20 protein-coding genes are annotated in these 21,448 nt (G+C 36.1%); 7 read left to right on the top strand and 13 right to left on the bottom strand.

Annotation, left to right across the window (positions count from 1 at the left end; all coding sequences use genetic code 11):
- Nucleotides 1-69: 69 nt before the first annotated feature.
- On the top strand, nt 70-1,680 hold the full coding sequence (gldJ, locus tag RTX21_RS01615; protein WP_312764962.1) for a gliding motility lipoprotein GldJ: 1,611 nt from the start codon (nt 70-72) through the stop codon (nt 1,678-1,680).
- 75 nt (nt 1,681-1,755) lie between these two features.
- Here gldJ and RTX21_RS01610 read toward each other — a convergent pair whose 3' ends face one another.
- Together RTX21_RS01610 and RTX21_RS01605 are read right to left on the bottom strand one after the other, a co-directional pair.
- Complete coding sequence (locus RTX21_RS01610) at nt 1,756-2,403, bottom strand: DUF1349 domain-containing protein (protein WP_312764960.1); 648 nt, start codon at nt 2,401-2,403, stop codon at nt 1,756-1,758.
- A gap of 193 nt (nt 2,404-2,596) precedes the next feature.
- Nucleotides 2,597-3,157 (bottom strand): sugar O-acetyltransferase, encoded by a 561-nt coding sequence (locus tag RTX21_RS01605; protein WP_312764958.1) that lies wholly within the window; start codon nt 3,155-3,157, stop codon nt 2,597-2,599.
- Between the two features lie 77 nt (nt 3,158-3,234).
- Here RTX21_RS01605 and RTX21_RS01600 point away from each other — a divergent pair, with 77 nt between their 5' ends.
- Nucleotides 3,235-3,990 carry a LuxR C-terminal-related transcriptional regulator gene (locus RTX21_RS01600; protein ID WP_312764957.1) on the top strand — a complete coding sequence of 252 codons (756 nt, stop codon included), beginning with the start codon at nt 3,235-3,237 and terminating at the stop codon, nt 3,988-3,990.
- Between the two features lie 178 nt (nt 3,991-4,168).
- Here RTX21_RS01600 and RTX21_RS01595 read toward each other — a convergent pair whose 3' ends face one another.
- The 6 genes from RTX21_RS01595 to RTX21_RS01570 all read right to left on the bottom strand — a co-directional run bounded on the left by RTX21_RS01595 (nt 4,169) and on the right by RTX21_RS01570 (nt 10,811).
- Nucleotides 4,169-4,567, bottom strand: coding sequence for a hypothetical protein (locus RTX21_RS01595; protein ID WP_312764955.1), 399 nt, complete (start codon nt 4,565-4,567; stop codon nt 4,169-4,171).
- Between the two features lie 112 nt (nt 4,568-4,679).
- On the bottom strand, nt 4,680-6,260 hold the full coding sequence (locus RTX21_RS01590; protein ID WP_312764953.1) for a DHA2 family efflux MFS transporter permease subunit: 1,581 nt from the start codon (nt 6,258-6,260) through the stop codon (nt 4,680-4,682).
- Nucleotides 6,261-6,345: 85 nt separating this feature from the next.
- Nucleotides 6,346-7,461, bottom strand: a complete 1,116-nt coding sequence (locus RTX21_RS01585) for an HlyD family secretion protein (protein ID WP_312764951.1) — start codon at nt 7,459-7,461, stop codon at nt 6,346-6,348.
- Nucleotides 7,462-7,482: 21 nt separating this feature from the next.
- On the bottom strand, nt 7,483-8,784 hold the full coding sequence (locus RTX21_RS01580) for a TolC family protein (protein ID WP_312764949.1): 1,302 nt from the start codon (nt 8,782-8,784) through the stop codon (nt 7,483-7,485).
- A 30-nt stretch (nt 8,785-8,814) separates the two neighbouring features.
- A complete protein-coding gene (locus RTX21_RS01575; protein WP_312764948.1) occupies nt 8,815-9,447 on the bottom strand; it encodes a TetR family transcriptional regulator in 633 nt (210 codons plus the stop codon).
- Between the two features lie 257 nt (nt 9,448-9,704).
- Nucleotides 9,705-10,811 carry a DNA polymerase III subunit delta' gene (locus tag RTX21_RS01570; protein ID WP_312764946.1) on the bottom strand — a complete coding sequence of 369 codons (1,107 nt, stop codon included), beginning with the start codon at nt 10,809-10,811 and terminating at the stop codon, nt 9,705-9,707.
- A 210-nt stretch (nt 10,812-11,021) separates the two neighbouring features.
- Here RTX21_RS01570 and RTX21_RS01565 point away from each other — a divergent pair, with 210 nt between their 5' ends.
- From RTX21_RS01565 to RTX21_RS01555, 3 genes are all read left to right on the top strand, one after another.
- Nucleotides 11,022-12,302 (top strand): hypothetical protein, encoded by a 1,281-nt coding sequence (locus tag RTX21_RS01565; RefSeq protein WP_312764944.1) that lies wholly within the window; start codon nt 11,022-11,024, stop codon nt 12,300-12,302.
- Nucleotides 12,303-12,392: 90 nt separating this feature from the next.
- Nucleotides 12,393-12,926, top strand: a complete 534-nt coding sequence (gene lptC / locus RTX21_RS01560; RefSeq protein WP_312764942.1) for an LPS export ABC transporter periplasmic protein LptC — start codon at nt 12,393-12,395, stop codon at nt 12,924-12,926.
- Entirely contained in the window at nt 12,927-13,982 is a 1,056-nt protein-coding gene (locus RTX21_RS01555; RefSeq protein ID WP_312764940.1) for an anhydro-N-acetylmuramic acid kinase, read from the top strand.
- Between the two features lie 627 nt (nt 13,983-14,609).
- Here RTX21_RS01555 and RTX21_RS01550 read toward each other — a convergent pair.
- On the bottom strand, nt 14,610-14,996 hold the full coding sequence (locus RTX21_RS01550; RefSeq protein ID WP_312764938.1) for an SRPBCC family protein: 387 nt from the start codon (nt 14,994-14,996) through the stop codon (nt 14,610-14,612).
- A 36-nt stretch (nt 14,997-15,032) separates the two neighbouring features.
- On the opposite strand from RTX21_RS01550, the gene RTX21_RS01545 reads away from it, so the two are divergent.
- Nucleotides 15,033-15,644, top strand: a complete 612-nt coding sequence (locus RTX21_RS01545) for an NUDIX domain-containing protein (protein WP_312764937.1) — start codon at nt 15,033-15,035, stop codon at nt 15,642-15,644.
- Nucleotides 15,645-15,661: 17 nt separating this feature from the next.
- On the opposite strand, the gene murF is transcribed toward RTX21_RS01545, so the two are convergent.
- The 4 genes from murF to ligA all read right to left on the bottom strand — a co-directional run bounded on the left by murF (nt 15,662) and on the right by ligA (nt 20,306).
- Nucleotides 15,662-16,933: a UDP-N-acetylmuramoyl-tripeptide--D-alanyl-D-alanine ligase gene (gene murF, locus RTX21_RS01540; RefSeq protein ID WP_312764935.1), complete on the bottom strand. Its 1,272-nt coding sequence runs from the start codon at nt 16,931-16,933 to the stop codon at nt 15,662-15,664.
- 135 nt (nt 16,934-17,068) lie between these two features.
- On the bottom strand, nt 17,069-17,665 hold the full coding sequence (locus RTX21_RS01535; RefSeq protein ID WP_312764933.1) for an isoprenylcysteine carboxylmethyltransferase family protein: 597 nt from the start codon (nt 17,663-17,665) through the stop codon (nt 17,069-17,071).
- Between the two features lie 42 nt (nt 17,666-17,707).
- Nucleotides 17,708-18,130 carry a transcriptional repressor gene (locus tag RTX21_RS01530; RefSeq protein ID WP_312764931.1) on the bottom strand — a complete coding sequence of 141 codons (423 nt, stop codon included), beginning with the start codon at nt 18,128-18,130 and terminating at the stop codon, nt 17,708-17,710.
- A 172-nt stretch (nt 18,131-18,302) separates the two neighbouring features.
- Nucleotides 18,303-20,306 (bottom strand): NAD-dependent DNA ligase LigA, encoded by a 2,004-nt coding sequence (ligA, locus tag RTX21_RS01525; RefSeq protein ID WP_312764929.1) that lies wholly within the window; start codon nt 20,304-20,306, stop codon nt 18,303-18,305.
- Between the two features lie 218 nt (nt 20,307-20,524).
- Between ligA and RTX21_RS01520 the strand changes: the two genes are divergently transcribed.
- Nucleotides 20,525-21,271, top strand: a complete 747-nt coding sequence (locus RTX21_RS01520) for a glycerophosphodiester phosphodiesterase family protein (protein WP_312764928.1) — start codon at nt 20,525-20,527, stop codon at nt 21,269-21,271.
- Nucleotides 21,272-21,448: the final 177 nt, after the last annotated feature.

Below are 21,448 nucleotides of genomic sequence, written 5' to 3'. Positions count from 1 at the left end.
AGGCAAACAATATTTGATTAATTAAAGAATTTATTTTTTCTTTGTACTTTGAAAATTTCTACATCAATTATGAAAAAAACCAAACTGTTTTCGATAGTTACTTTAAGCGCCACAATTCTATTGGTAAGCTGTGGAGGAGGAGGCAACTCCAAGAATGCAAAGCCTGGCGGAAGCGGATTTGTAAGCAAGACCGGTTGGAAACCCAATGACAAAAATGGTTGGGCTTTTTCTGGAAAAGAGCAAAAAGGTAAAGCATTACCAGGTATGGTCTATGTAGAAGGTGGGACTTTTACAATGGGATTGGTTCAGGACAATGTAATGCATGATTGGAATAATACGCCAAGGAGAATGCAGGTTAGTTCTTTCTATTTGGGAGATACAGAAATTACCAATTATGAATATAGATCATATGTCACTTGGCTAAGATTAGTATTCCCTTCATCAGACCCTAACTTTAAGAACATCCAGATTGGTGCTCTGCCAGATACTTTGGTTTGGAACAATAAACTTTCTCGTAATGACTATGCTGAAACTTATTTCAGATCCCCAGAATATGATTATTATCCTGTTGTAGGGGTTTCTTGGTTGCAGGCCACAAAATATTGTGACTGGTTGACTGATAGAGCTAACGAAAAAGCTTTGATGAACCAAGGTGTTATTGCTAAAGATCTTTATAGTGCTGATAAAGGTTCAACTGCCGGAGCTACGTTCAATATGGATAAATTCAAATCCAGCGACCCTGAGTTGGATTCTTACATAGATAAACAAAAGCTTCAGAAGAGAACTGGAATCAAAACTACTAATGAGAAGATCATTGCAGCTAACAGGGGTGCAACATCTGGTCTTGTAGAAAAGTTCAGACTTCCAACAGAAGTAGAGTGGGAATTCGCTGCATTAGGTCTTCAGAAGCAAAGAGAATACAATAATTATCTAGGAAAAAATACTGAAATTTCTAATCTGAAAGGTAAAAAGGGTAGAAATAGAGGTATGTACTTAGAAAACTTTAAGATCGGTAGAGGTGACTACTCTGGTGTTGCTGGTTGGAAAAATGATGGTGCACCTACTACAGCTGATGTAAAACAATATCCTTCCAATGATCTAGGTCTCTATGGTATGTATGGTAACGTTGCAGAATGGGTTGCAGATATCTATAGACCAATGATAGATGAGGAATTTAGTGATTTTAATTACTATAGAGGTAATGTTGTAACACAACCTGTAAGAAATGAAGACGGAACTTACAAAAAAATAGACAATACTAATATCAAGTATGATACCCTTGCGGATGGTCGTGTAATTTATAGAGGATTGCCAGGTGAGTTTGAAAGAAAGAATCTTGAGGATAATAGCAATTATAGAGATGGAGATTATCAGTCTTCTCTTGACGCAGGAGGAACACCGCCAAGTGATAGTTCTGAATTTAGCATGTACAATTCTGTTAAGCCAAAATTCATTGTGAATAAAAATGGAAGCGTAGTGCTTGAAAAAGATAAGGCTAAAGTTACTTCTCAAATCTCGGATTATGTTAGAGTTGTTAAAGGAGGTTCTTGGTTAGATTCTGCGTATTGGTTGGATCCAGGACAAAGAAGATTTAAAAATCAAACGAAAGGTTACGGCTGGATTGGGTTCCGTGTAGCACAAGATGCTAAGAATAGCAAAAAAGCACGTACAAAAAGATAATTGATATCAAAAAGATAACATAAAAATACCCCTGAATTATTTTAGGGGTATTTTTATGTTATCTTTATGGTATTTCTACTGATTCTTATTTAGCCATTCCAATCTTCGTTGATCTGGCAGATGTTTTACAGAAAAGTTTTCGAAAGTAGCTTTGAAACCGTTACCGTCAGGACTTGCTGCCATGAAGCCCACCTGAACCGGCGTGTTGTCTTGTAGATATGCGTTTCGCATCATTACATACTCTTTGTCATCATAAGAGTAGAAAATCTCCACAGCATCCAGTCTTCTCACTGCTTTTATCCATACAAAAGGTGGCGTTTTTTCAAGAACAATGACGCTCCAGTCGCTGGTTTTATGAGTCACAACTGTACTGAGATTAAATTTTCCATCAACAAACTCGACACCTGCTTTGATATAATTTTGTTCATCTATTCTGAGCATCAATCCCATTTGGTCAAAACGAGCTTTGTAATTGCCTGTTATTTTGACTTTGGTCTCGAATTCTCCACCGTAAGTAGAATAATAAAAAGGTGCATCATCAACTGTAAAACCATAATGTGAAATTCTCCAATAATCGCTTTGTGGCGTTACTGTCATGATGAGTTTTTTATCTTTGATTTCCCATTGAGAAGGCTCGTTGAACCAGGTCATTTTTTCTAAGGATTGGGCTTTTGTTTGAAAAAAAGCTAACATCAGAATTGATGCTGAGATGATTTTGTTCATTTTAAGTAATTTTTAAATGTGAAGAGCACAACTTTTTTAGTTTGATTCTATGTTATTAAGATTCGCAAAGACATGTGACTTCGTCTAATCTTTGATTTCATTCATCAAATGTTGGAGTGAATTTTTTATCCCTCGCAGATTGACTTAGCTTGGACAATCTGCAAGAAGATAAAAACTTAAAGTATTCTGTATTTTATATTTCTCTGATCACTTTACAAGGATTTCCAACAGCTAAAACGTTGGCTGGAATATCTTTGGTGACCACACTTCCTGCGCCGATTACGGTATTGTCGCCAATTGTAACGCCGGGAAGAAATGTGCAACTTCCGCCGATCCAGACATTGTTTCCGACGGTGATCGGACGTGTATATTCCAAAGCGTTGTTGCGTTGTTCAACATCAAAAGGATGATTGACTGTGTAAAAACTGCAGTTGGGAGCAATGAGAACGTTGTCTCCGAAAGTTACTTTGGCGCAATCCAGAATCACAACATTGACATTAGTATAAAAATTCTCACCAATCTCGATATTGTAGCCGTAGTCACAATAGAAAGGCTGCTCTATATGAAAATGGGTTCCGGTCTTGCCGAAGAGTTTTTTGATCAGGGCTTTTCTCTCTTTAAACCTAGATGGCTGGATGTGATTATATTCGAAACATAAATCCTTAGCCAAGTTTCTTTCCTTTATCAAAAATTGGTCTGCAGCATCGTATATTTCTCCAGCGAGCATTTTCTCTTTTTCGTTCAGATTATTCATTGTATTTTTACTTTGATAATGAAACAAATTTATCAAGTTTATTTGCTTTTTTCAATACTGATTAATAACCATTTTAAATGCAGCTCATCCAATCCAACCTCAACGACAAACTACTGCAGCAAGACTTTTCATTTTCACAAGAGAATGAAAAACTACAGCTGAAAAAATGCCGGCAGATGGCGGAATATTTTGTGGAACTTGAGAATGGAATTGCCATTCTCAGCGACCTCAGGAATAATAAGAGCTACATATACTCCGGTAAAATTGCGGATGAACTGAGAATTTTTCAAAATCGAAACAATATTGAAATCGAGAGTATCTGGGAAGATGAACTGTTCAATATTCTTAATGCTGATGATGTTTTACAAAAACATATTTTAGAGCTTCAGTTCTTTCAGTTTATAAAGACGGTGGCATTTGATAAGCGGAAGGACTTTTCCGTCATCAGCAGACTGAGATTATTGGGAAGTACAAAATCTCTAATTCATAAAATGTTCTATTTCTCAGACGTACATCATAAAAATGTGGAACTGGCGCTTTGTCTTTATCATTTCGATTTCCTGCCGTCCCCATACTATACGGGGATGATTATCAATACCGCCGACGGAGCAATTATACAGCAAACGGAAGCCGGGAATTCCAACTTCCTTTCTGCCCGTGAAAAGGAAATCCTAAAGATGATACAATCGGGAAAAAGGAGCAAAGAAATTGCGGAACTTCTTTTCATAAGTATTAACACCGTGAATCGGCACCGTCAAAATATTCTTGAAAAAATGCGGGTTTCCAATACTACGGAAGCCTGCATGTTGGCGACGAAGCTGAAGTGGGTCTGATTAGCAGTAACGTTTGAGCGTCGGGTTTTGTAGAGATACCGATATGTAGCTGCGCAGAGAACGACTCGCAGGTGCGTAGCGAAGAAGCAACGGCTGCGCAGAGAATGAACGACCGACCCGCAGGATTTGACTGTAATAAATTTCAGAGAATTATATTGATTGTAAAATCTTCTAAAAGCTATTTATCGCTAGTCATTTCCTTAAGATTTTCATCTTTCATTTTGGCTTCGATTTTTTCGACTTTCAGGCTCTGTCTCAGGTATCCGAAGAGGCTCATATACCAGTTGGCAATCCAGACCAGCGAGAAGAATGCCAACAAGTAGCCGCGCCAATCGTCATATAATAACTGGAATCTGGTAATGATTAAAAAAATAATGCTGATATAATGGCTGAAGCAATATTCGCAGGTGAAGAGATAGAAGAATTTTCGCTTGGCAATAGATTTTGTGCTGCCACATATTTTCTGGCAGTACTCCCGGGGTTCTCGGAAGATTTCCTCGTGGGTCACTGTCCAAGCAATGCAGGCTACGGGAATGGCTATCAGAAAAAGATGAAGTATTTGGGATAGTAATGGCATCATAACTTTGATTTTGAATGGATTGATAATTCAATTATCATTAAAATCAATGCCAAAAAAACTCAGAACCAATCAAGATTCTGAGTTTCTAACAAATAACTAAAATTAAATATCAATGTGCTGAACTAAGGTCAATTTTCTCGCCTTTGCCTTTTCTTTCTTTTACAAATAATACAAACGGAATACATATCAGGAACATCAATCCCAAATAAAGGAAGACATCCATATATGATAAAACGGTCGCCTGTTTTGTAACAGATAGATCAAGCATCTGATATGCTGCGTTAAGTGCCCTGTCTGGCGAATATCCTTTAGCAATGAAAGTTCCTTTGAGCGCAGCAACTCTTTGCTGAACGTCAAAATCGTTGACATCCAGGTGTGATACAAGATTACTTCTGTACAGTTCGCTTTTGTTTGCAATGAAAGTTGTAATCGCTGCAATACCGAATGAACCACCCAACTGACGCATCATCCCCGTGAAAGCAGCGCCTTGTCCAATTTCAGGGCCTTTTAGTGTGCTCAGTGATAATGATGTAATTGGAATGAACAGTAATCCTAATCCCATTCCTCTAACAATCAACATCCAGAAGAATGCGTCTTTTCCTGTATCTGGTGTCAGGATTTTGTAACCCCAGAAGCTGTAAACGAAGAATATGAATAATCCTAATGCCACCAATATCTGTTGCTTAGCACCTCTGGTCAATAGTTGGCCAATAATTGGCATCATAAAAGCGGTCGTCAACGCAGCCGGAATCATCAATGCTCCGGATTGCAATGCCGTCCAGCCAAGAATACTCTGTGTATATAATGGAACAATAAACGTTGATCCATACAACCCGAATCCTAAAATAAAGGACATTACAGTTCCAATCCTAAGGTTCCCATTCTTGAGAACCCTGAGTTCAACAATCGGATATTTGAATGTGAGTTCCCGCCAAATGAATAATATAAAGCCTACAACCGCAGTAATCGTTAATACAACAATCACTTTACTTGCAAACCAATCGTCCTCGTGTCCTCTTTCCAAAATATATTGCAAAGAACCTACAAATGCTGCCAATAATCCAATCCCGATCCAGTCGACATCGGAAGCGGAACGCTTTTCTGAATATCTAGGACTTTTCACAAATTGTAATGTCAGTAAGGTTGCAATAATCCCCAAAGGAATATTGATGTAAAAGATATATGGCCAACTGTAATTGTCAACAATATAACCTCCCAACGGTGGACCAAGAGTTGGTCCGATAATAACTCCCAATCCGTAGATTGCCTGAGCCATACTTCTTTTCTCAATTGGGTATGATTCTGTGATAATCGTTTGCGAGGTCACCAGAAGTGCGCCCCCGCCGATTCCCTGACAAAGTCTGAAGAATACCAATTCCCAGATGTTGGTCGCATTACCGCAGAGAAAAGAGAAAATCGTAAATATAATGATAGATACCGCAAAGTAATTTCTACGCCCGAACTGCTGAGACAGCCAGCTAGTCATCGGAACGATAATCACGTTACCGATAGCGTAAGCGGTAATTACCCAGCCCACTTCGGATAATGTTGCACCAAGATTTCCCTTCATCTCGTTCAGTGCCACGTTCACGATTGTGGAGTCCACGATCTCAAGAAGCGCACACATGATCGCCGTAATGGTAATAATGGTTCTGCGAAATCCGTATTCTACTAATGAATCGTCTTGCATAATTTTTTAGATTTAGGTTTTAGGAATAAGGTCATAGTGAAAAGTATATTAAAAACCAATATCTAAAACCTTATTGCTAATACCTCTATTTTAGAGAAACGACAGTTTGAACGTTCATCCCGACACGGAGTTTTTTCATAATGTCCGGATTAAGATTGTCGAAAGTGATTTTAACAGGAAGTCTCTGGACTACTTTTACAAAGTTTCCACTTGCGTTATCCGGAGGAAGCAATGCAAACGCAGAACCTGTTGCAGGAGAGAAAGAAGTGATTGTTCCTTCGAATTTCTGTCCCGGATAAGCATCAATCTCGATTTCGACTTTCTGTCCTTCTACCATTTTCTCTACCTGTGTTTCTTTGTAATTTGCCACAACCCATTTCTGGTTGCTCATTACCAAGCTGAACAGTTGTGAACCAGCCTGAATAAACTGCCCTACCTGAACAGGGATTTTGGATACATAACCGCTTTCTTTAGCCGTGATGACGGTATATGAAAGATTCAGTTTGGCATTTTCTACATCTACCTGTCTTTGCTTCAATTGAGAATTGGCGATGCCTACATTTTGATAAGTCGCATTAGATTGAGACGTTACCACGCCTGTCTGAACATTGGCCTGATTCTTTTGGTCAATCAAGACCTGAAGTTGTTTTTGAGCTGTTTGATAAGCTGCAGATGCCTGCTCATATTGTTGCTGCGTGATGGTATGGTCTTTTACCAATTCAGAATATCTTTTCATATCCTGCTCGGTTCTCCAGACATTGACTTTTGCCGCTTCGATTTGTGCATTGGCTATCTGAACTGCCGCTCTGGAGTTACCGATTCCAGTCTTTGCAGCTTCCGAACCAGCCTGTGCTGATGCGACATTACTCTGGGCCGTTCCCAACGCTGCTTCTGCCTGCTCCAAAGCCATTCTTTGGTCTCTGTTATCCAGGACAACAAGTGTATCGCCTTTCTTCACGAACTGATTGTCCTTCACTTTTACTTCTGCAACATAGCCTGATATTTTAGAAATTACAGGACTTATGTCTGCCGCGATTTGAGCATCGTCCGTTTCTTCGTGAGCCTGGCTGTACTGGTATTCTCTGAAACCGAAGAAAGCGCCAGCCAAAACTGCAACTGCTAGTACGATGTAAAAAACAGGGCTTTTTTTCTTTTTTTCAGGAATCTCTCCCTGCTCGAATTTTATATTGTCTTGTGCCATTTTATTTATAGTTTATTGTAATTAGTTATTGATAGTTCCTGTTGTTTGTAATAATTTTTTGTGAGCCAATGCGGCGTCTGCTTTTGAGGTTATAACATTCACGTTGGCTGTGATTTTCGCAGTATCAGCATCCAGAAGGTTGGTAATGGTTTCCAGCCCGTTGTTATATTTATTAAGTGTGATTCTGTAGTTTTCCTCAGCTTGCTCAAGCGTTTTTTGATAAACATCGATTTTTTTGTGAGCGTACAAATCATTCTGATAATCACGTTTTACTTCCAGAGTTACATTATCATTCAATAATTCGTTGTTGGCCAATAATTCCTGCTCTTTAGCTTTTGACTGCATCAGACTCGAATTCTTTTTCCAAATATTAGAAAGATTGTATTGAATTCCAACACCAACATTCACAGCATTTGTCAATGTGAAAAGTTTCGGAATATCTGCAGCAACATAGCCTCCAGTAAAAGCAATCGAAGGAAGATTTTCCGCTTTAGCTGCTTTTGTTCCAAGAGCTGCCGCCTTTCTTTGGTAATCCAAAGCCTGAATATCTTTTCTGTTTTCTCTTGCCAGATTCAAGTAATAATCATCCGGTTTCCCAAGGTCATCTGCACCGATATAATTAGAATCAACCTCGATTTCTGTATTATCAGGAAGTCCAAGAAGCAAATCCATATTGATATTCGCAATATTGTAATTGTTCTCTGCTTCCATCAATTGTAATTCGATATTCGAAGTCTGAAGCTGGGCTTTCAATCTGTCATTTTTCGCGATTACACCATTGTTTTCCAGCTTAATGAATGACTGGTCTCTTTTCTGAGAAGAAGCCAAATTCTCTTTCAACAATTTAACGACCTCTGATGCTTTGAAAAGATTGTTATAAGCTTGAGAAATGTTGTATGCAACTGCATTTTTATCATTTTCCGTACTTAATTTTGAAGCTTCTACAAGATATTCTGCAGATTTGATTCCATATTTGATTCTCCCTCCAGAATAGATTGGCATTGATAAGTTGGCAGTTCCGTACATCGCTTGGTGCACATCCGGACCTCCGGAACCGGAAACACCCGGAGTTTTAATATCAATATTGGGTTTGATTGGAAGGTAAAGATAACTTCCAGAGACTTTCAGTTCGGGCAATTGTCTGTTCTTTGCTTCCAGAAGATTCGCAGTGGACTCTTCTATTTTAGCTTGGTCTATCTTTAGATTTTTGCTATTTTCTATTCCTAATTTCACAGCTTCTTCCAGACTCAATAATCGTTTTTCCTGAGCGGAAACCGAGTAGAAAGTCCCAACAATTAGAGCTGTTGTTAAAAATTTATTCACTGTTTATTTATTGTTAAGGTTTGAGTAATGTTATTCTCCTTTGTAACCGACCATTGCTCTTACAATGGACTTCACGTGCGTTCTGACTTCCTGAAAATATTGATTTTCGTAATGTTTTTCGTCGAAATCAGGATTGTGTTTTTTCAGATATTCTTTGTACATTTTCATTCCGTGCATCGCGTTGAATATGGTTCCGGAAATTGTACATTGTAAAAGATGATAAGAAGGTCTGATTGTGAAAACACCTTTTTCCAATCCTTGTTCTACAATCTTTTGATTGATTTCTATATAATTGATTTTTGAAGCTCGAAGAAAATTCTGTATATTTTTATTTTGACTGATGACTTGCTGTGTGTGAACAAGCAAAAAGAAATCTCTCAATCTCTGAACTCGATTCACGAAATTATCTATAAAAGCGTCAATCTTTTGAATTTCGTTCAGTTCATTATTCTCCAAAATATTCTTAGCGAAGTTGAGTCCTTCTTCCATTCTCCATTTAAAAAGCTCCTCCATCAGATTTTCTTTCGAACCGAAATAATAGGAAATCATAGAAACATTGACCTTTGCCTTGGTTGCAATATCTCTCACAGAAGTCCCATTATAGCCGTTGGCAGCGAAGAGCTTCTCCGCAACCATCATAATATGTTCTTCTTTTGTTGGCATAATTAATTTTTGACGGAGCAAAGTTAAATCAAAATATACATTCAATCAAACATTTGTTTGATTAATTTTTTATTAAAGATTTATCGAATTTGTCTATAATTCCAAAATATTGATTAATAGAAGAATTTAATCCAATAAAGCTTCGCTAGAAGCGAAATGTCTGTAGCTGTAAAATTGGAAATACGGTAAGCTCCATAGGAGCGATAATTAGTTGAAATCTAAATTAGCAAATAGAAAGATTGCCTTACTTTGTTAAATTAGGAAGCTGATTTATGAATATAACGTGTCAATTTGATCCCCATATCCGTCAAAACAATTTTCGAATTGGCATTTCTGGAAATGTGATAAGAAGCATCGGTAATTTCTTCAACAATGGAAACAATGTTTGCGCCGTGAATGAATTTTGAAAATGATTGCCAATTGAAGTTTCCTTCGCTCAATTTTTTGTAAACCAAATTATCATTTCCATAATTTTGAAGCATCGCCAAACGGAAAATCTCAATACAATAATTAAGGAATTTCATTTGTTTTTCACGATTCCATTCGGAGATTTGACGTGCCCATTTTACGATTTCTCGAAGAACTTCTGGTTTCTTCTTGGCTTGGAATGCATTACGAACCCATTGGATAAATAAGGTCTCAAATTCAGAAGTACCTTCATTATTTTCCGACAGTGATTTAGCCAAATTCCAGTCGCCTTGTGCCTGATAAGCAATTTCTTTTGCCGAGTTAAGATCTTGAAGTTTTTCGAGAATATCTTCATCATTGATTCTCGGGATATTGACGATCTGGCATCTTGATAAAATGGTCGGCAAAATATCATTGGTGCTTGGCGCACAAAGAATAATGAATGTATTTTTCGGAGGCTCTTCCAGGAATTTCAGGATTTTGTTGGCCGCTGCATCGTTCATTTTATCTGCTCTCCAAACAATGAGAATTTTGCTTCCGCCTTCGAAACTTTTCAGATTGAATCTCTGTCCGATATCTTCCGCTTCGTCTGCAGAAATAAAAAACTGTTTATTCTCAGATTCCAAAAAGCTTGTCCAGTCATCAAAAGACGAATAAGGATTTTCCAGAACCATCTCTCTGAAATTATCAAAAAAACGTTTGCTCAACGAAATATTCTTCTCAGAAAAAACTGGAAAACTGAAATGCAAATCGAGATGATTTAGATTCTCAACTTTATGAACAGAAGCCGGATTCTCTTTTTCAAAAATCTCCTGAGCCATTGCCAATGCCAAAGGCAAGACACCAAAACCTTCTTCTCCTACAAAGAGCTGTGCGTGCCCAACTCTGGAATCCTGAATACTATCACGTAAAAGGTTTTTGATTGATTGCTGACCAATTATCTGTTCCCATTTCATAGAGACAAAGATAAATATTAGTTTTTAGATGTTGGTTAATAGTTGATGGTTTTTCATCTGATGAGTAGTCTATTTTGGACTTATCTAATTATGGGTATTAATTATCGAAAAATCACATCAGTCTATCGAAGATACTTAACAAACTTTAACCCAAATATATTTTTGCAATTCATTATTAATTAAGATATTTGCGCATTGAAATTTTAAAGGATGAAGAGAATTTTTGTTTTATCATCATTGGTGGCAGGATATTTCCTAAACGCTCAGAGTATTGGTAATTCACCATACGGAGCTTATGGGTTTGGAGATGTGAAATATGATAATACAGTCGATATCAATTCTATGGGAGGGATTTCTACGGCTTATATTTGGGATTTTAATAATAATTTTAATTTCCGAAATCCAGCTGCGAATACCAACCTGGAACTTACAACCCTTAAAGTAGAGGGAACGAACGAGAATAATTATTACAGGTCTGACTTTAATAATATAAAAACAGATAAACATTCGACATATCTATCCAATATATCGATAGCTTTTCCTATTTCCAGAAAAATAAAGTTTGGGATGGGCTTCCAGCCATATAGTTCTAAAAGTTATGATATTGTAACCTCTCGGAAGTTAAATAATAACGATGAGGTTCAAGAGGTTCATAACTTCCACGGTGAAGGTTCTGTAAATACAGTACAGGCGGCATTATCTTATCAGATCAATCCAGAATTTGCATTAGGTATCCGATCTAATTATTATTTTGGAAAATTGTATGATATAGAAGAAGTGGCTTTCACTGGAGCAGAGTTAATCAGTGGATACTCTAATAATTATAGAGTGAGTGCTTTCAATTTTACTTTGGGAACTACTTACCAGAAGAAATTGGAGAATAACCATAAACTGACTGTTGGAGCAACATACACCATTGGAAACAGTGGAACTCTTAAAAATACTTATACAAACAGTACCTATTATTACCTGATCGGAGAAACCAAAGGTTTGGAAACTATCATAGAGGAACAGGTTAATTACGATAAAAAATTCCTTCCGCAAGAGGGTTCTCTTGGTCTAGGTTATGGAAAAGAAACCAAATGGTTCCTAAGTGCGCAGCTAGATTACAAAAAAGGAGAAAGCATCAATTTTTTAGGCGTTCCTTTTTTCTACCAGGACTCATATAGATATTCTGTAGGAGGTTGGTATTTACCAAATTACAATAACTTCCGTTCTTATTTTTCAAGAGTGATCTACCGCTATGGTGCATATTATGAAAAAGGGAATCTGCAGGTTAACGGTACCAACATCAACAAGTATGCTATAACCGCAGGTGTAACTCTTCCTTTCGAGAAAAGTCAGATCAATCGTATGAATAGTATCGATCTGGGGATAGAATTTGGGAAAAGAGGAACACTGGATAATAACTTAATTCGACAAAATTTCATAAATTTGAGGGTTGGAATCAATTTCTCGGATAAGTGGTTTGCTAAACGCCTTTATAATTAACAGAGTATTGATTTGAACATTGATAATCTTATGAGTCATTGTTTCAAAATATTTAATAAAAAAACATCACAACATTTTATTTTGTTGCTGATGTTTTTTCTTATTCAGTCTTGTGAAGAGGATCTTACTAAGATCAATCGTAATAAAAAGACCAATTTTGCTTCACAGATTATTTATAACGGTAATATTATTCAGAAAGATTCCGGGCAAGTAAAAGTTAATTTCAAAGCACCTTTGATAGAAAAATATGAATTGATAGATTCTCCGTATGTGGAAGCCAAGAAGGGAATTTATCTGGAGTTTTTCGATAAAAAGAATCCGAAAGTTCCGGGTAAGATATGGGCGAAGTATGCAAAATATAATGAGAAAAAAGATTTCTATTTTGCAAGAGGCAGAGTAAAGATCATCACTACGGAAGGTCAAACTTTTGTTACAGAAACTATTAATTGGGACAAAAGAAAACAAAAAATGTATACAAAAGATACCGTTTTCGTATCTGACAAAGATGGAAATATTTTGGTAGGTGCCCATGGTATGGTCGCAAAAGATGACTTTTCAGAATACACATTTTTCAATAATTCCGGAAGTTTCAGTTCTGCTAATTTACCAGCAACCAGCAAGTAAATGGAAAAACAAATTTTCTATGCAATTGGCCTAATGTCGGGAACCAGTCTCGACGGACTGGATATTTGTTATGTGAAATTTGTAAAACAAGAATCCAATTGGAATTTTGAGATCCTAAGTTGTGATACAATGCCTTACACTTCATATTGGGAGCAGTCTTTGAAAAACGCCATTCATTTCTCCAGCGAAGAACTTTTGAAACTGAATATTGACTACGGATTCTATTTAGGAGAAAAAACTCAGGAATTCATTTCCAAAAATAAGGTCACAAACCTTGATCTGATTGCTTCACACGGACATACAGTTTTTCATCAGCCACAGAAAAAATTCACTTTGCAAATCGGTGATGGAAGAGCCATTAGATCCAAGACCGATAGAACTATCATTTATGATTTCCGAAGTCAGGACGTGGTCTTTGGAGGAAACGGTGCACCATTGGTCCCGATTGGCGATGAATTATTATTTTCAAAGTTTGATGCTTGTCTTAATTTGGGAGGATTTTCCAATATTTCTCTGAAGCGAGATGGAAAACGAATTGCTTTCGATGTATGTCCGGTTAATATTATCTTGAATGACCTGGCATCTAAATTAGGAAAAAGATTTGATGACAATGGAAATTTAGCGAGAACAGGAAAGATCGATGAAGCACTTTTAGATCATCTCGATCAATTGGAATTCTATTCCCAAATTGCTCCAAAATCATTAGGTATTGAATGGGTCAATGAAAATATTACATCTTTGATCCAAAATCAAAAGACAGAAGACCTTCTAGCTACTTTTACAGAACATTCTGCTATTCAGATTTCTAAGACGCTCAACGAATTTGAAATAAAAAATGTATTGATAACGGGAGGAGGCGCATATAATTCTTTTCTTATAGAAAAAATAAAAGCTAAGACCAGAACAGAGATCCATATTTCTGAAAAAGAAATCATCGAATATAAAGAAGCGTTGATCTTTGCCTTTATGGGTGTTTTGAGATTACAGAATATCAGCAATGTCTTATCATCTGCAACTGGAAGTATCAAGGACCATTCTTCCGGATTGATCTGTTGAATTTTAGAAAATTGACAAGATAAAATTCAATGCTTGCGATAGAAAATTCTGAGCACGAAAAAAAGTAATCAATATAAAAACCAAGATTATATAAATTACAGAATTCTTGGTAAAGATGTTCACATTTCTTTCTTTAAACAAAACTAAAAAGAAAAGAGTTGAAAGGAAAACCAGAAAATTGGTACTGAAAGATGATTCATAAAGTTTTTCATTCGACATTTTTTCCGGAACACAAAATCTTATTTTTCCGAAGCTAATCTTAAGAGCAAAAATAAAATTATGAACTATGAATAGAAGAAAATTTGAGAATGAATATCGCAAAAGCAGATCAAAATTCTTATTTTCTTTAATTACGATTGAGAGAATTATCAATACCACAGAAATAATAAAACTTGAAAGTGAATCATAAATCCACAAATCGAAAGTATCTGGGAGTATTTTGGCAAGTAAAGTATTTAACAGAAAAGTTATAATTACAGTTATACCACCAAAAATTAAAATCTCTTTAATTGTTTTCAATTAGTTAAGTTTTATATAAAATTAATGAAATATTTGAATTCAAAAAACAAAAAACCTTTCAAAGATGATGACTCAGAAAGGTTTTCTATTTTTTGATAAATTAATATCTTACAATTTTTCAATCTTGTCTGTCAAAGAGTTGATGAAATTCTGTAATGGTTTTTCCACCATCATTTTGATAAACGGATTGAATTTCCCTTCAAATAAAAGTTGAACTTCAGTTTGATTCTCATTTAAGGGATTCATTGAACCGGTCAAAGCGAAATCCAAGCTGGAACTTGCCGATTTCAATACTACTTGCTCATCAGAAACATTATCTATTCTTAAAGCTATCTCAGGCATTCCCTTCAATCCGAATTTGAAACCATCTTCCCTGGCTTCGAAGCTCTGAAGACCTTCTGGCATCAAATCTTTGTAGTCCTGAGGATTTTTAAGCATTCCGGCCAATTCTGATGAAGATTTATTTACTATAATTTTTCGTCCTTCTAAATTCATTTTTATATTTTTGTATTAATATTAATAGCCCTACAAATGTATAAAGTTTTTATCAATGAGAAAAAATTAATTTTGAGTTCTGAGCCTCAGAATAGCCCTAAAACATTGAATTATGATGGGGCGCATAGTTTTGATTTTGCTATTGATCTATTAGAGAACACACCATCACAGGGTCTGAATATTTATCACTCTGATATTGGCAGACTATGGACAGAGTTCAAACAATTCTTCAAAAATATTGAGGCTGCGGGAGGAATTGTATTAAACTCAGAAAACAAAATCCTGTTCATTCACCGATTGGGAAAATGGGATCTTCCAAAGGGTAAAATCGAGGTTGGAGAATCCCGAGAACTTGCTGCAGTAAGAGAAGTAGAAGAAGAATGTGGTATTTTTGATCTGGAGCTCAGAGATTTCATCAATTCTACATATCATATCTATACAGAGAGGGACGGGAGAAAAATTCTAAAGACCACCTATTGGTTCGAGATGCGCTACAATGGGAATGAAACACCGAAGCCACAAATCGAAGAAGGGATCAATGAAGTAGGTTGGAAAACCGAAGAAGAAATTGAAACCACAATTTTACCTTCAACTTTCCAGAACATCAAATTGATTCTTAACAATTTCAAAAATAAAAATCCTCAATAATTATTGAGGATTTACTTTTAAATATAATCGATTATTTTTTCGAGAGCAATTCCACGGGAAGCTTTTAGTAATATATTTTCTTCTGTAATAGGATTGGATTTTAGCCATTCTATCAATTCAGTCGTATTTTCAAATGCGTTATCTGAGTCATAAACTGATTTGAAATTAGCACCAACTGTAATGATATCATCAAATCCACAAGTCCCGGCAAGATCCAGAATATTCTGATGCTCTTTGAGACTTTCTTCACCCAATTCCAGCATGTCTCCCATAATAACGACCTTGCTACCTTCAAATGTTTTGAAATTCTCTAAAGAAACCTGCATACTGCTCGGATTGGCATTATAGGTGTCGAGAACTAAGGTTTTCTCTCCTTTCCTCTGAATCTGGGAACGCATATTAGACGGGATATAATTTTCTATAGCTCTCTTTATTTGAGAGATTTCAATACCAAAATGCAGACCTAATGCGACTGCAGCCGATAAATTATCATAATTGTAATTTCCTGTAAGATTGGAAAATATCTCAGTTCCCTGATAATTGATTCCGACAAAATGTTCTTTATATATTGGTTCGAAGAAATAATCGGATTGCAAAGTTCCGAAAGTTATCTTTGGCGTATAATCCTCCGTTTTTTCATGCTGGATCTTATCATTCTCATTAACAAGAATGGTCTGCTGATGTTGTCTCAGATAATCATAAAGCTCTGATTTGCCTTTGATCACGCCTTCAAAACCTCCAAAACCCTCGAGATGTGCTTTCCCAAAATTGGTGATGTAACCCAAATCAGGTTTTGCAATTGTACAAAGAAATTCAATTTCTTTTTGGTGATTAGCACCCATTTCTATTACCGCGATCTCATGTTCCTTCCTTATTGAAAGAAGGGTCAGAGGAACACCAATATGATTATTAAGATTTCCAAATGTATATTGAACCTTGAATTTCTCTGCAAGAACAGTGCTGATCAATTCCTTAGTTGTCGTCTTTCCATTGCTTCCTGTAAGCCCAATGAATGGGATGTCTAACTGGTCTCTATGAAATATTGCCAAAGACTGTAAAAAAAGCAAAGTAGAAAGAACATAGAATATATTATTTGAGGGATCAGCATGCTTTTCATCTTCAACTATTACCGCCAAAGCACCATTATTTATAGCATCAATTGCTTTTTCTGCCGCATTATAACTTTCTCCGGAAAAAGCAAAGAATATACTTCCTTTTTCTATTTTTCTGCTATCTATTACAACGTTTTTGCTTCGTAAAAATATTGTATAAAATTCATTGACATTCATAGGTCAAAAATATTAAAATGTATTAATATGAAAACAAAAAATGCTCGATTTATAGAAACAAATATTTCATTCATCTTTACATTTAAAATATTTAGATAGCAATTGTAGATTTTGTCAGAATTAATTTGAAAATCTTTATATTAATCTTCTCACATTAATCAAATAATCCAAATATTTTTCACCGTGTTGTCTGTAAAGATGTTCTTCCTCCAATCTTATCTGAACTTGAATCAAAACATAACTAAGAATCAGAAACAAAAGAGAAACCGCATTTGGAGTGACAAAGAAAAGTCCGATCAAACTCATAATCATCCCGAAGAAAACAGGATTTCTGGAAACAGAGAACAACCCGGAAGTGACCAATTCAGTTTTCATATCATTATCAATCCCGATTCTCCAAGAATTTTTCATTTGATTTTGAGCAACAATTGTCCAAATCAAAGCCAATAACATAAACGTTAATCCAACAAATTTCAATAACTCAACATCAAGGAAATCGATAGGAAGAAAATAATCTTGAGATAAAAACGAAAACAAAATAACATACACGAAAATCCCGGCCAGACAAAGTTTAAAATAATTTCCAACCAGCGCATAAGCACTTTCGTCCTGAGGCAGAACCAAAGGATTTTTCCTGATTCTTCTGGCAACGATAATCGTTTTTGCAATAAAAGAAATCCCGAAAAATAGGATAAAATAAACGGGTAAAAAGATTTTGATAAATAATTCCATAGCTGATTTTTGTGCAAAATTAAAGCTGTGGAAAGTGCAACACTATTGCAAAGTTTCGTCGAGACAGTTTTCGCAGATCCCTTTCGCAAAAAACCGCACTTCATCGATTCGAAAACCGAGATTCGGGTTATCAACAAACGTCACATTCTCTTTGCAGGTCGTCTGTTTGCAGATTTTACAGTAAAAATGCAGATGTCTGTCGCTGTGTGTATTTTCGTTGCAATCGTTCTCGCAAAGCCGATATTTCGTCGTGTTATTTTCCTGAATGCTATGCACGATTCCTTTCTCCTCAAACGTTTTCAGCGTTCTGTAGATTGTTATTCTATCGGCATTTTCAAACTGATTTTCAATCTCCGACAAAGACAAAGCCACATCCCGAGAATCCAAAAAATCATACACCAAAATCCGCATACTCGTCGGTTTGGTATTCTTGTTCATCAATTTATTTTCAATCTCATTTCTCATCAGAAAACTAATTTTTAGGAGCCGGGAACCTGCTTTCCGTTACAATTCCTCGCTCGGTCGACTCCGCTTTGCTCCGTCGCCTCACTGCGGGATTTCCACTGCAATCAGGGCTAGGGGATTCAACATTCAATCAATGTTTGCACTTTCAAATTCTCAAACCCTCCAACTCAAATTATCCGATCAAATCCAAAAACTGCTGTTCATCCAAAATCGTAATCGTTCCGATATCCTGCGCTTTCTTCAGTTTACTTCCGGCTTTTTCGCCGACCACCAAATAGTTGAGGTTTTTTGAAACGGCAGAAATATTTTTTCCGTTGTGCTTTTCTACCATTTCTTCGGCAGATTCTCTTGTGAATAGTGATAATTTTCCAGTGAAAAGAAATGTTTTTCCTTCCAAAACATTGGATAAAACTTCGTTGGTATTTTCACCTTTTTCCAATTGAACGCCGTAAGATTTCAAACGTTCAATCATCAGAATGTTTTCAGAATTCTGGAAAAAGTCCGTGATGCTGACTGCGATTTTCATTCCGATATCTTCAACTTGACAAAGCTCTTCCAGAGTTGCATTTTTCAGTTCATCAATCGTTGAAAAATTCTTGACCAGTTTCTTCGCCACCGTTTCCCCGACGTGTTTGATTCCGATTCCGAACAATACTTTTTCAAATGGAACTTCTTTCGATTTTTCAATCCCGTCCAGAATATTCTGCGCTGATTTTTCAGCCATCCTCTCGAGTGGAAGAAGTTGTTCTTTTTTCAAAGTGTAAAAATCAGCAGGATTTTCAATCAATTTTTCTCTGTAAAGTTGTTCAATCGTTTCTCCTCCAAGATTCTCGATATTCAAAGCTTTTCTGGAAACATAATGAATCATTCTTCCAACCACTTGTGGCGGACAATGTAGCTCATTCGGACAAAAATGAATCGCCTGATCTTCGATTTTTACCAGTTCAGTTCCACATTCCGGACAGTTTTTGATATATTCTATCGGTGTTTGCAAAAGTGTTCGTTTCTCAATATTCACACCAACAATCTTCGGAATAATCTCGCCACCTTTTTCTACATAAACAAAATCGTGCTCGTGCAAATCCAGCTTTTTGATGATATCTTCGTTGTGAAGTGACGCACGTTTTACTGTTGTTCCTGCCAATAAAACAGGTTTCAGATTCGCAACAGGCGTAATAGCTCCGGTTCTCCCGACTTGGTAAGATACACTTTGCAATTCGGTTTCCACTTTCTCAGCCTTAAACTTGTAAGCCATTGCCCAACGTGGCGATTTCGCTGTATATCCAAGTTGTCTTTGCTGTTTCAAAGAATTCACTTTCAAAACAATGCCGTCAATTTCGAAAGGTAATTTGTGTCTTTCTGTATCCCAAAACGTGATGAATTCTTTCACTTCATCAAGAGTTTTACACAATTTAGCTTGGTCTTCAGAAACTCGAAAACCCCAATTTTTAGCTTTTGCCAAGATGTCCCAATGCGTATCTGCCGGAAATTCGTCCGAAATATATTGATACAAAACTGCCGACAGTCCACGTTTTCTAACCTCTCCGGAATCCTGCATTTTCAAGCTTCCGCTGGCTGTATTTCTTGGATTCATAAACAAATCCAAACCTTCTTCCTCACGGATTTTATTGATTTTATCGAAGTTTTTTCTGGTCAGATATATTTCACCTCGGATAAAAAACCGATTAGGGAAATCACCTTTCAAAGTTAAAGGAACATCGGAAATAGTTCTCACATTACTAGTGATTTCATCACCCTGAAAACCGTCACCACGCGTTACAGCCTGCGATAATTTTCCGTTTTCGTAAAGGATTGAAATCGAAGCACCGTCGTATTTTAATTCTGCCACAAATTCTACAGGTTCATCAATCGTTTTGATGATTCGTTTTTCCCAGTCTTCCAAGTCATCAAAATCATAAGAATTGTCAAGAGAATACATTCTGTATTGATGTTGAACGGTTGGGAAGTTCTTCGTAATTCCACCTCCAACACGCAAAGTCGGAGAATTAGCATCAAAAAATTCAGGATATGCTGTTTCCAGCTCCTGAAGTTCTTTCAGTTTTTCATCAAATTCAAAATCAGAAATCGTATTGTTATCAAGCACATAATAATTGTAATTATGCTGATGAAGTTCTTCTCTCAGGGATTCTATCTTTTGCTGAATGTTTTCGGACATTGGGAAATTATTTAAAGCAAAAATAACCAAAACAAGGAGAACGACTAAAAATAAAATGAGTAATTTGGTTCTTCATAAAAATAAAACCACATAGTCACATAGATTTGAACTTCTTTGAGCTTTGCTAAGTTTTACGCCTTTGTGAAACCTAAAAGAGTTTAAATAATCAAAAAAATCTTTGCGGACTTTGTGTTCAAATTTATTCAATATTAAAAAAAATGAAGAAAGTATTTTGTAGTTTAACCCTTGTCACAACTATGTTTATCAACGCTCAAACCCAAATCATCGCCCATCGTGGTTTCTGGAATACCGAACCGAAAACTTCTGAAAACTCTATAAAAGCTTTAGAAAATGCTCAGAAATTGAAAATTTATGGTGCCGAATTCGATATTCATATGACCAAAGATGGGAAGTTGATCATTAACCACGATGAACATCACGGAAAAATGGAAATCACGGAAACTGATTTTTCTGATTTGAGAAAACTGAAATTATCCAACGGAGAAAAACTCCCAACATTGAAAGATTATCTGAAACAAGGGAAAAAAGATGCTTCAGTCAAATTAATTATTGAAATAAAACCAACCAAATCTAAAGAACGTGAAAACGAAATCGTAACCAAAGTTCTGAAAACGGTAAAAGAACTTGGTCTCGACAATCAAAGCGATTACATCTCGTTCAGTCTTAATATTTGTAAAGAAATCAAGAAACAAAATCCATCTGCCAAAGTTCAATATCTGGAAGGCAATCTTTCTCCACAGCAAATCAAAGCCGAAGGTTTGGATGGATTGGATTATCATTATAGTGTTTTCGAGAAAAATCCAACTTGGATTTCAGAAGCCAATGCGCTTGGGTTGATTACAAACTCTTGGACTGTAAATGATATCAAAGTTTATGAAGAACTCAAAAATCAAGGCATCAATTTTATTACAACCAATATTCCTGACCAATTGAAAGATAAATAATTTTATCGCAAAGTCGCTAAATATTACAATTCAAATCTTCTAAAGTCGCCAAGTTTTTCTTTGCGACTTTTCTATTTTCTATAATTAATTCAAATTGCGCCTTTGCGATTAATTACATTTCCAATTGAATTCCTCAATGATAAACTTGTATTAAATCATAAGACTTTATTCGGATTC

The sequence above is a fragment of the Epilithonimonas sp. genome (genome assembly GCF_032054305.1).
GTDB lineage: Bacteria > Bacteroidota > Bacteroidia > Flavobacteriales > Weeksellaceae > Epilithonimonas.
This window is presented reverse-complemented; position numbering and strand designations above follow the sequence as displayed.

What these genes read in the sequence shown, in the direction of transcription:
- gldJ (WP_312764962.1), top strand. Translation starts at nt 70, where the DNA reads ATGAAAAAAACCAAACTGTTTTCGATAGTTACTTTAAGCGCCACAATT.
- RTX21_RS01610 (WP_312764960.1), bottom strand. Translation starts at nt 2,403, where the DNA reads ATGAACAAAATCATCTCAGCATCAATTCTGATGTTAGCTTTTTTTCAA.
- RTX21_RS01605 (WP_312764958.1), bottom strand. Translation starts at nt 3,157, where the DNA reads ATGAATAATCTGAACGAAAAAGAGAAAATGCTCGCTGGAGAAATATAC.
- RTX21_RS01600 (WP_312764957.1), top strand. Translation starts at nt 3,235, where the DNA reads ATGCAGCTCATCCAATCCAACCTCAACGACAAACTACTGCAGCAAGAC.
- RTX21_RS01595 (WP_312764955.1), bottom strand. Translation starts at nt 4,567, where the DNA reads ATGCCATTACTATCCCAAATACTTCATCTTTTTCTGATAGCCATTCCC.
- RTX21_RS01590 (WP_312764953.1), bottom strand. Translation starts at nt 6,260, where the DNA reads ATGCAAGACGATTCATTAGTAGAATACGGATTTCGCAGAACCATTATT.
- RTX21_RS01585 (WP_312764951.1), bottom strand. Translation starts at nt 7,461, where the DNA reads ATGGCACAAGACAATATAAAATTCGAGCAGGGAGAGATTCCTGAAAAA.
- RTX21_RS01575 (WP_312764948.1), bottom strand. Translation starts at nt 9,447, where the DNA reads ATGCCAACAAAAGAAGAACATATTATGATGGTTGCGGAGAAGCTCTTC.
- RTX21_RS01570 (WP_312764946.1), bottom strand. Translation starts at nt 10,811, where the DNA reads ATGAAATGGGAACAGATAATTGGTCAGCAATCAATCAAAAACCTTTTA.
- RTX21_RS01565 (WP_312764944.1), top strand. Translation starts at nt 11,022, where the DNA reads ATGAAGAGAATTTTTGTTTTATCATCATTGGTGGCAGGATATTTCCTA.
- lptC (WP_312764942.1), top strand. Translation starts at nt 12,393, where the DNA reads ATGTTTTTTCTTATTCAGTCTTGTGAAGAGGATCTTACTAAGATCAAT.
- RTX21_RS01555 (WP_312764940.1), top strand. Translation starts at nt 12,927, where the DNA reads ATGGAAAAACAAATTTTCTATGCAATTGGCCTAATGTCGGGAACCAGT.
- RTX21_RS01550 (WP_312764938.1), bottom strand. Translation starts at nt 14,996, where the DNA reads ATGAATTTAGAAGGACGAAAAATTATAGTAAATAAATCTTCATCAGAA.
- RTX21_RS01545 (WP_312764937.1), top strand. Translation starts at nt 15,033, where the DNA reads ATGTATAAAGTTTTTATCAATGAGAAAAAATTAATTTTGAGTTCTGAG.
- murF (WP_312764935.1), bottom strand. Translation starts at nt 16,933, where the DNA reads ATGAATGTCAATGAATTTTATACAATATTTTTACGAAGCAAAAACGTT.
- RTX21_RS01535 (WP_312764933.1), bottom strand. Translation starts at nt 17,665, where the DNA reads ATGGAATTATTTATCAAAATCTTTTTACCCGTTTATTTTATCCTATTT.
- RTX21_RS01530 (WP_312764931.1), bottom strand. Translation starts at nt 18,130, where the DNA reads ATGAGAAATGAGATTGAAAATAAATTGATGAACAAGAATACCAAACCG.
- ligA (WP_312764929.1), bottom strand. Translation starts at nt 20,306, where the DNA reads ATGTCCGAAAACATTCAGCAAAAGATAGAATCCCTGAGAGAAGAACTT.
- RTX21_RS01520 (WP_312764928.1), top strand. Translation starts at nt 20,525, where the DNA reads ATGAAGAAAGTATTTTGTAGTTTAACCCTTGTCACAACTATGTTTATC.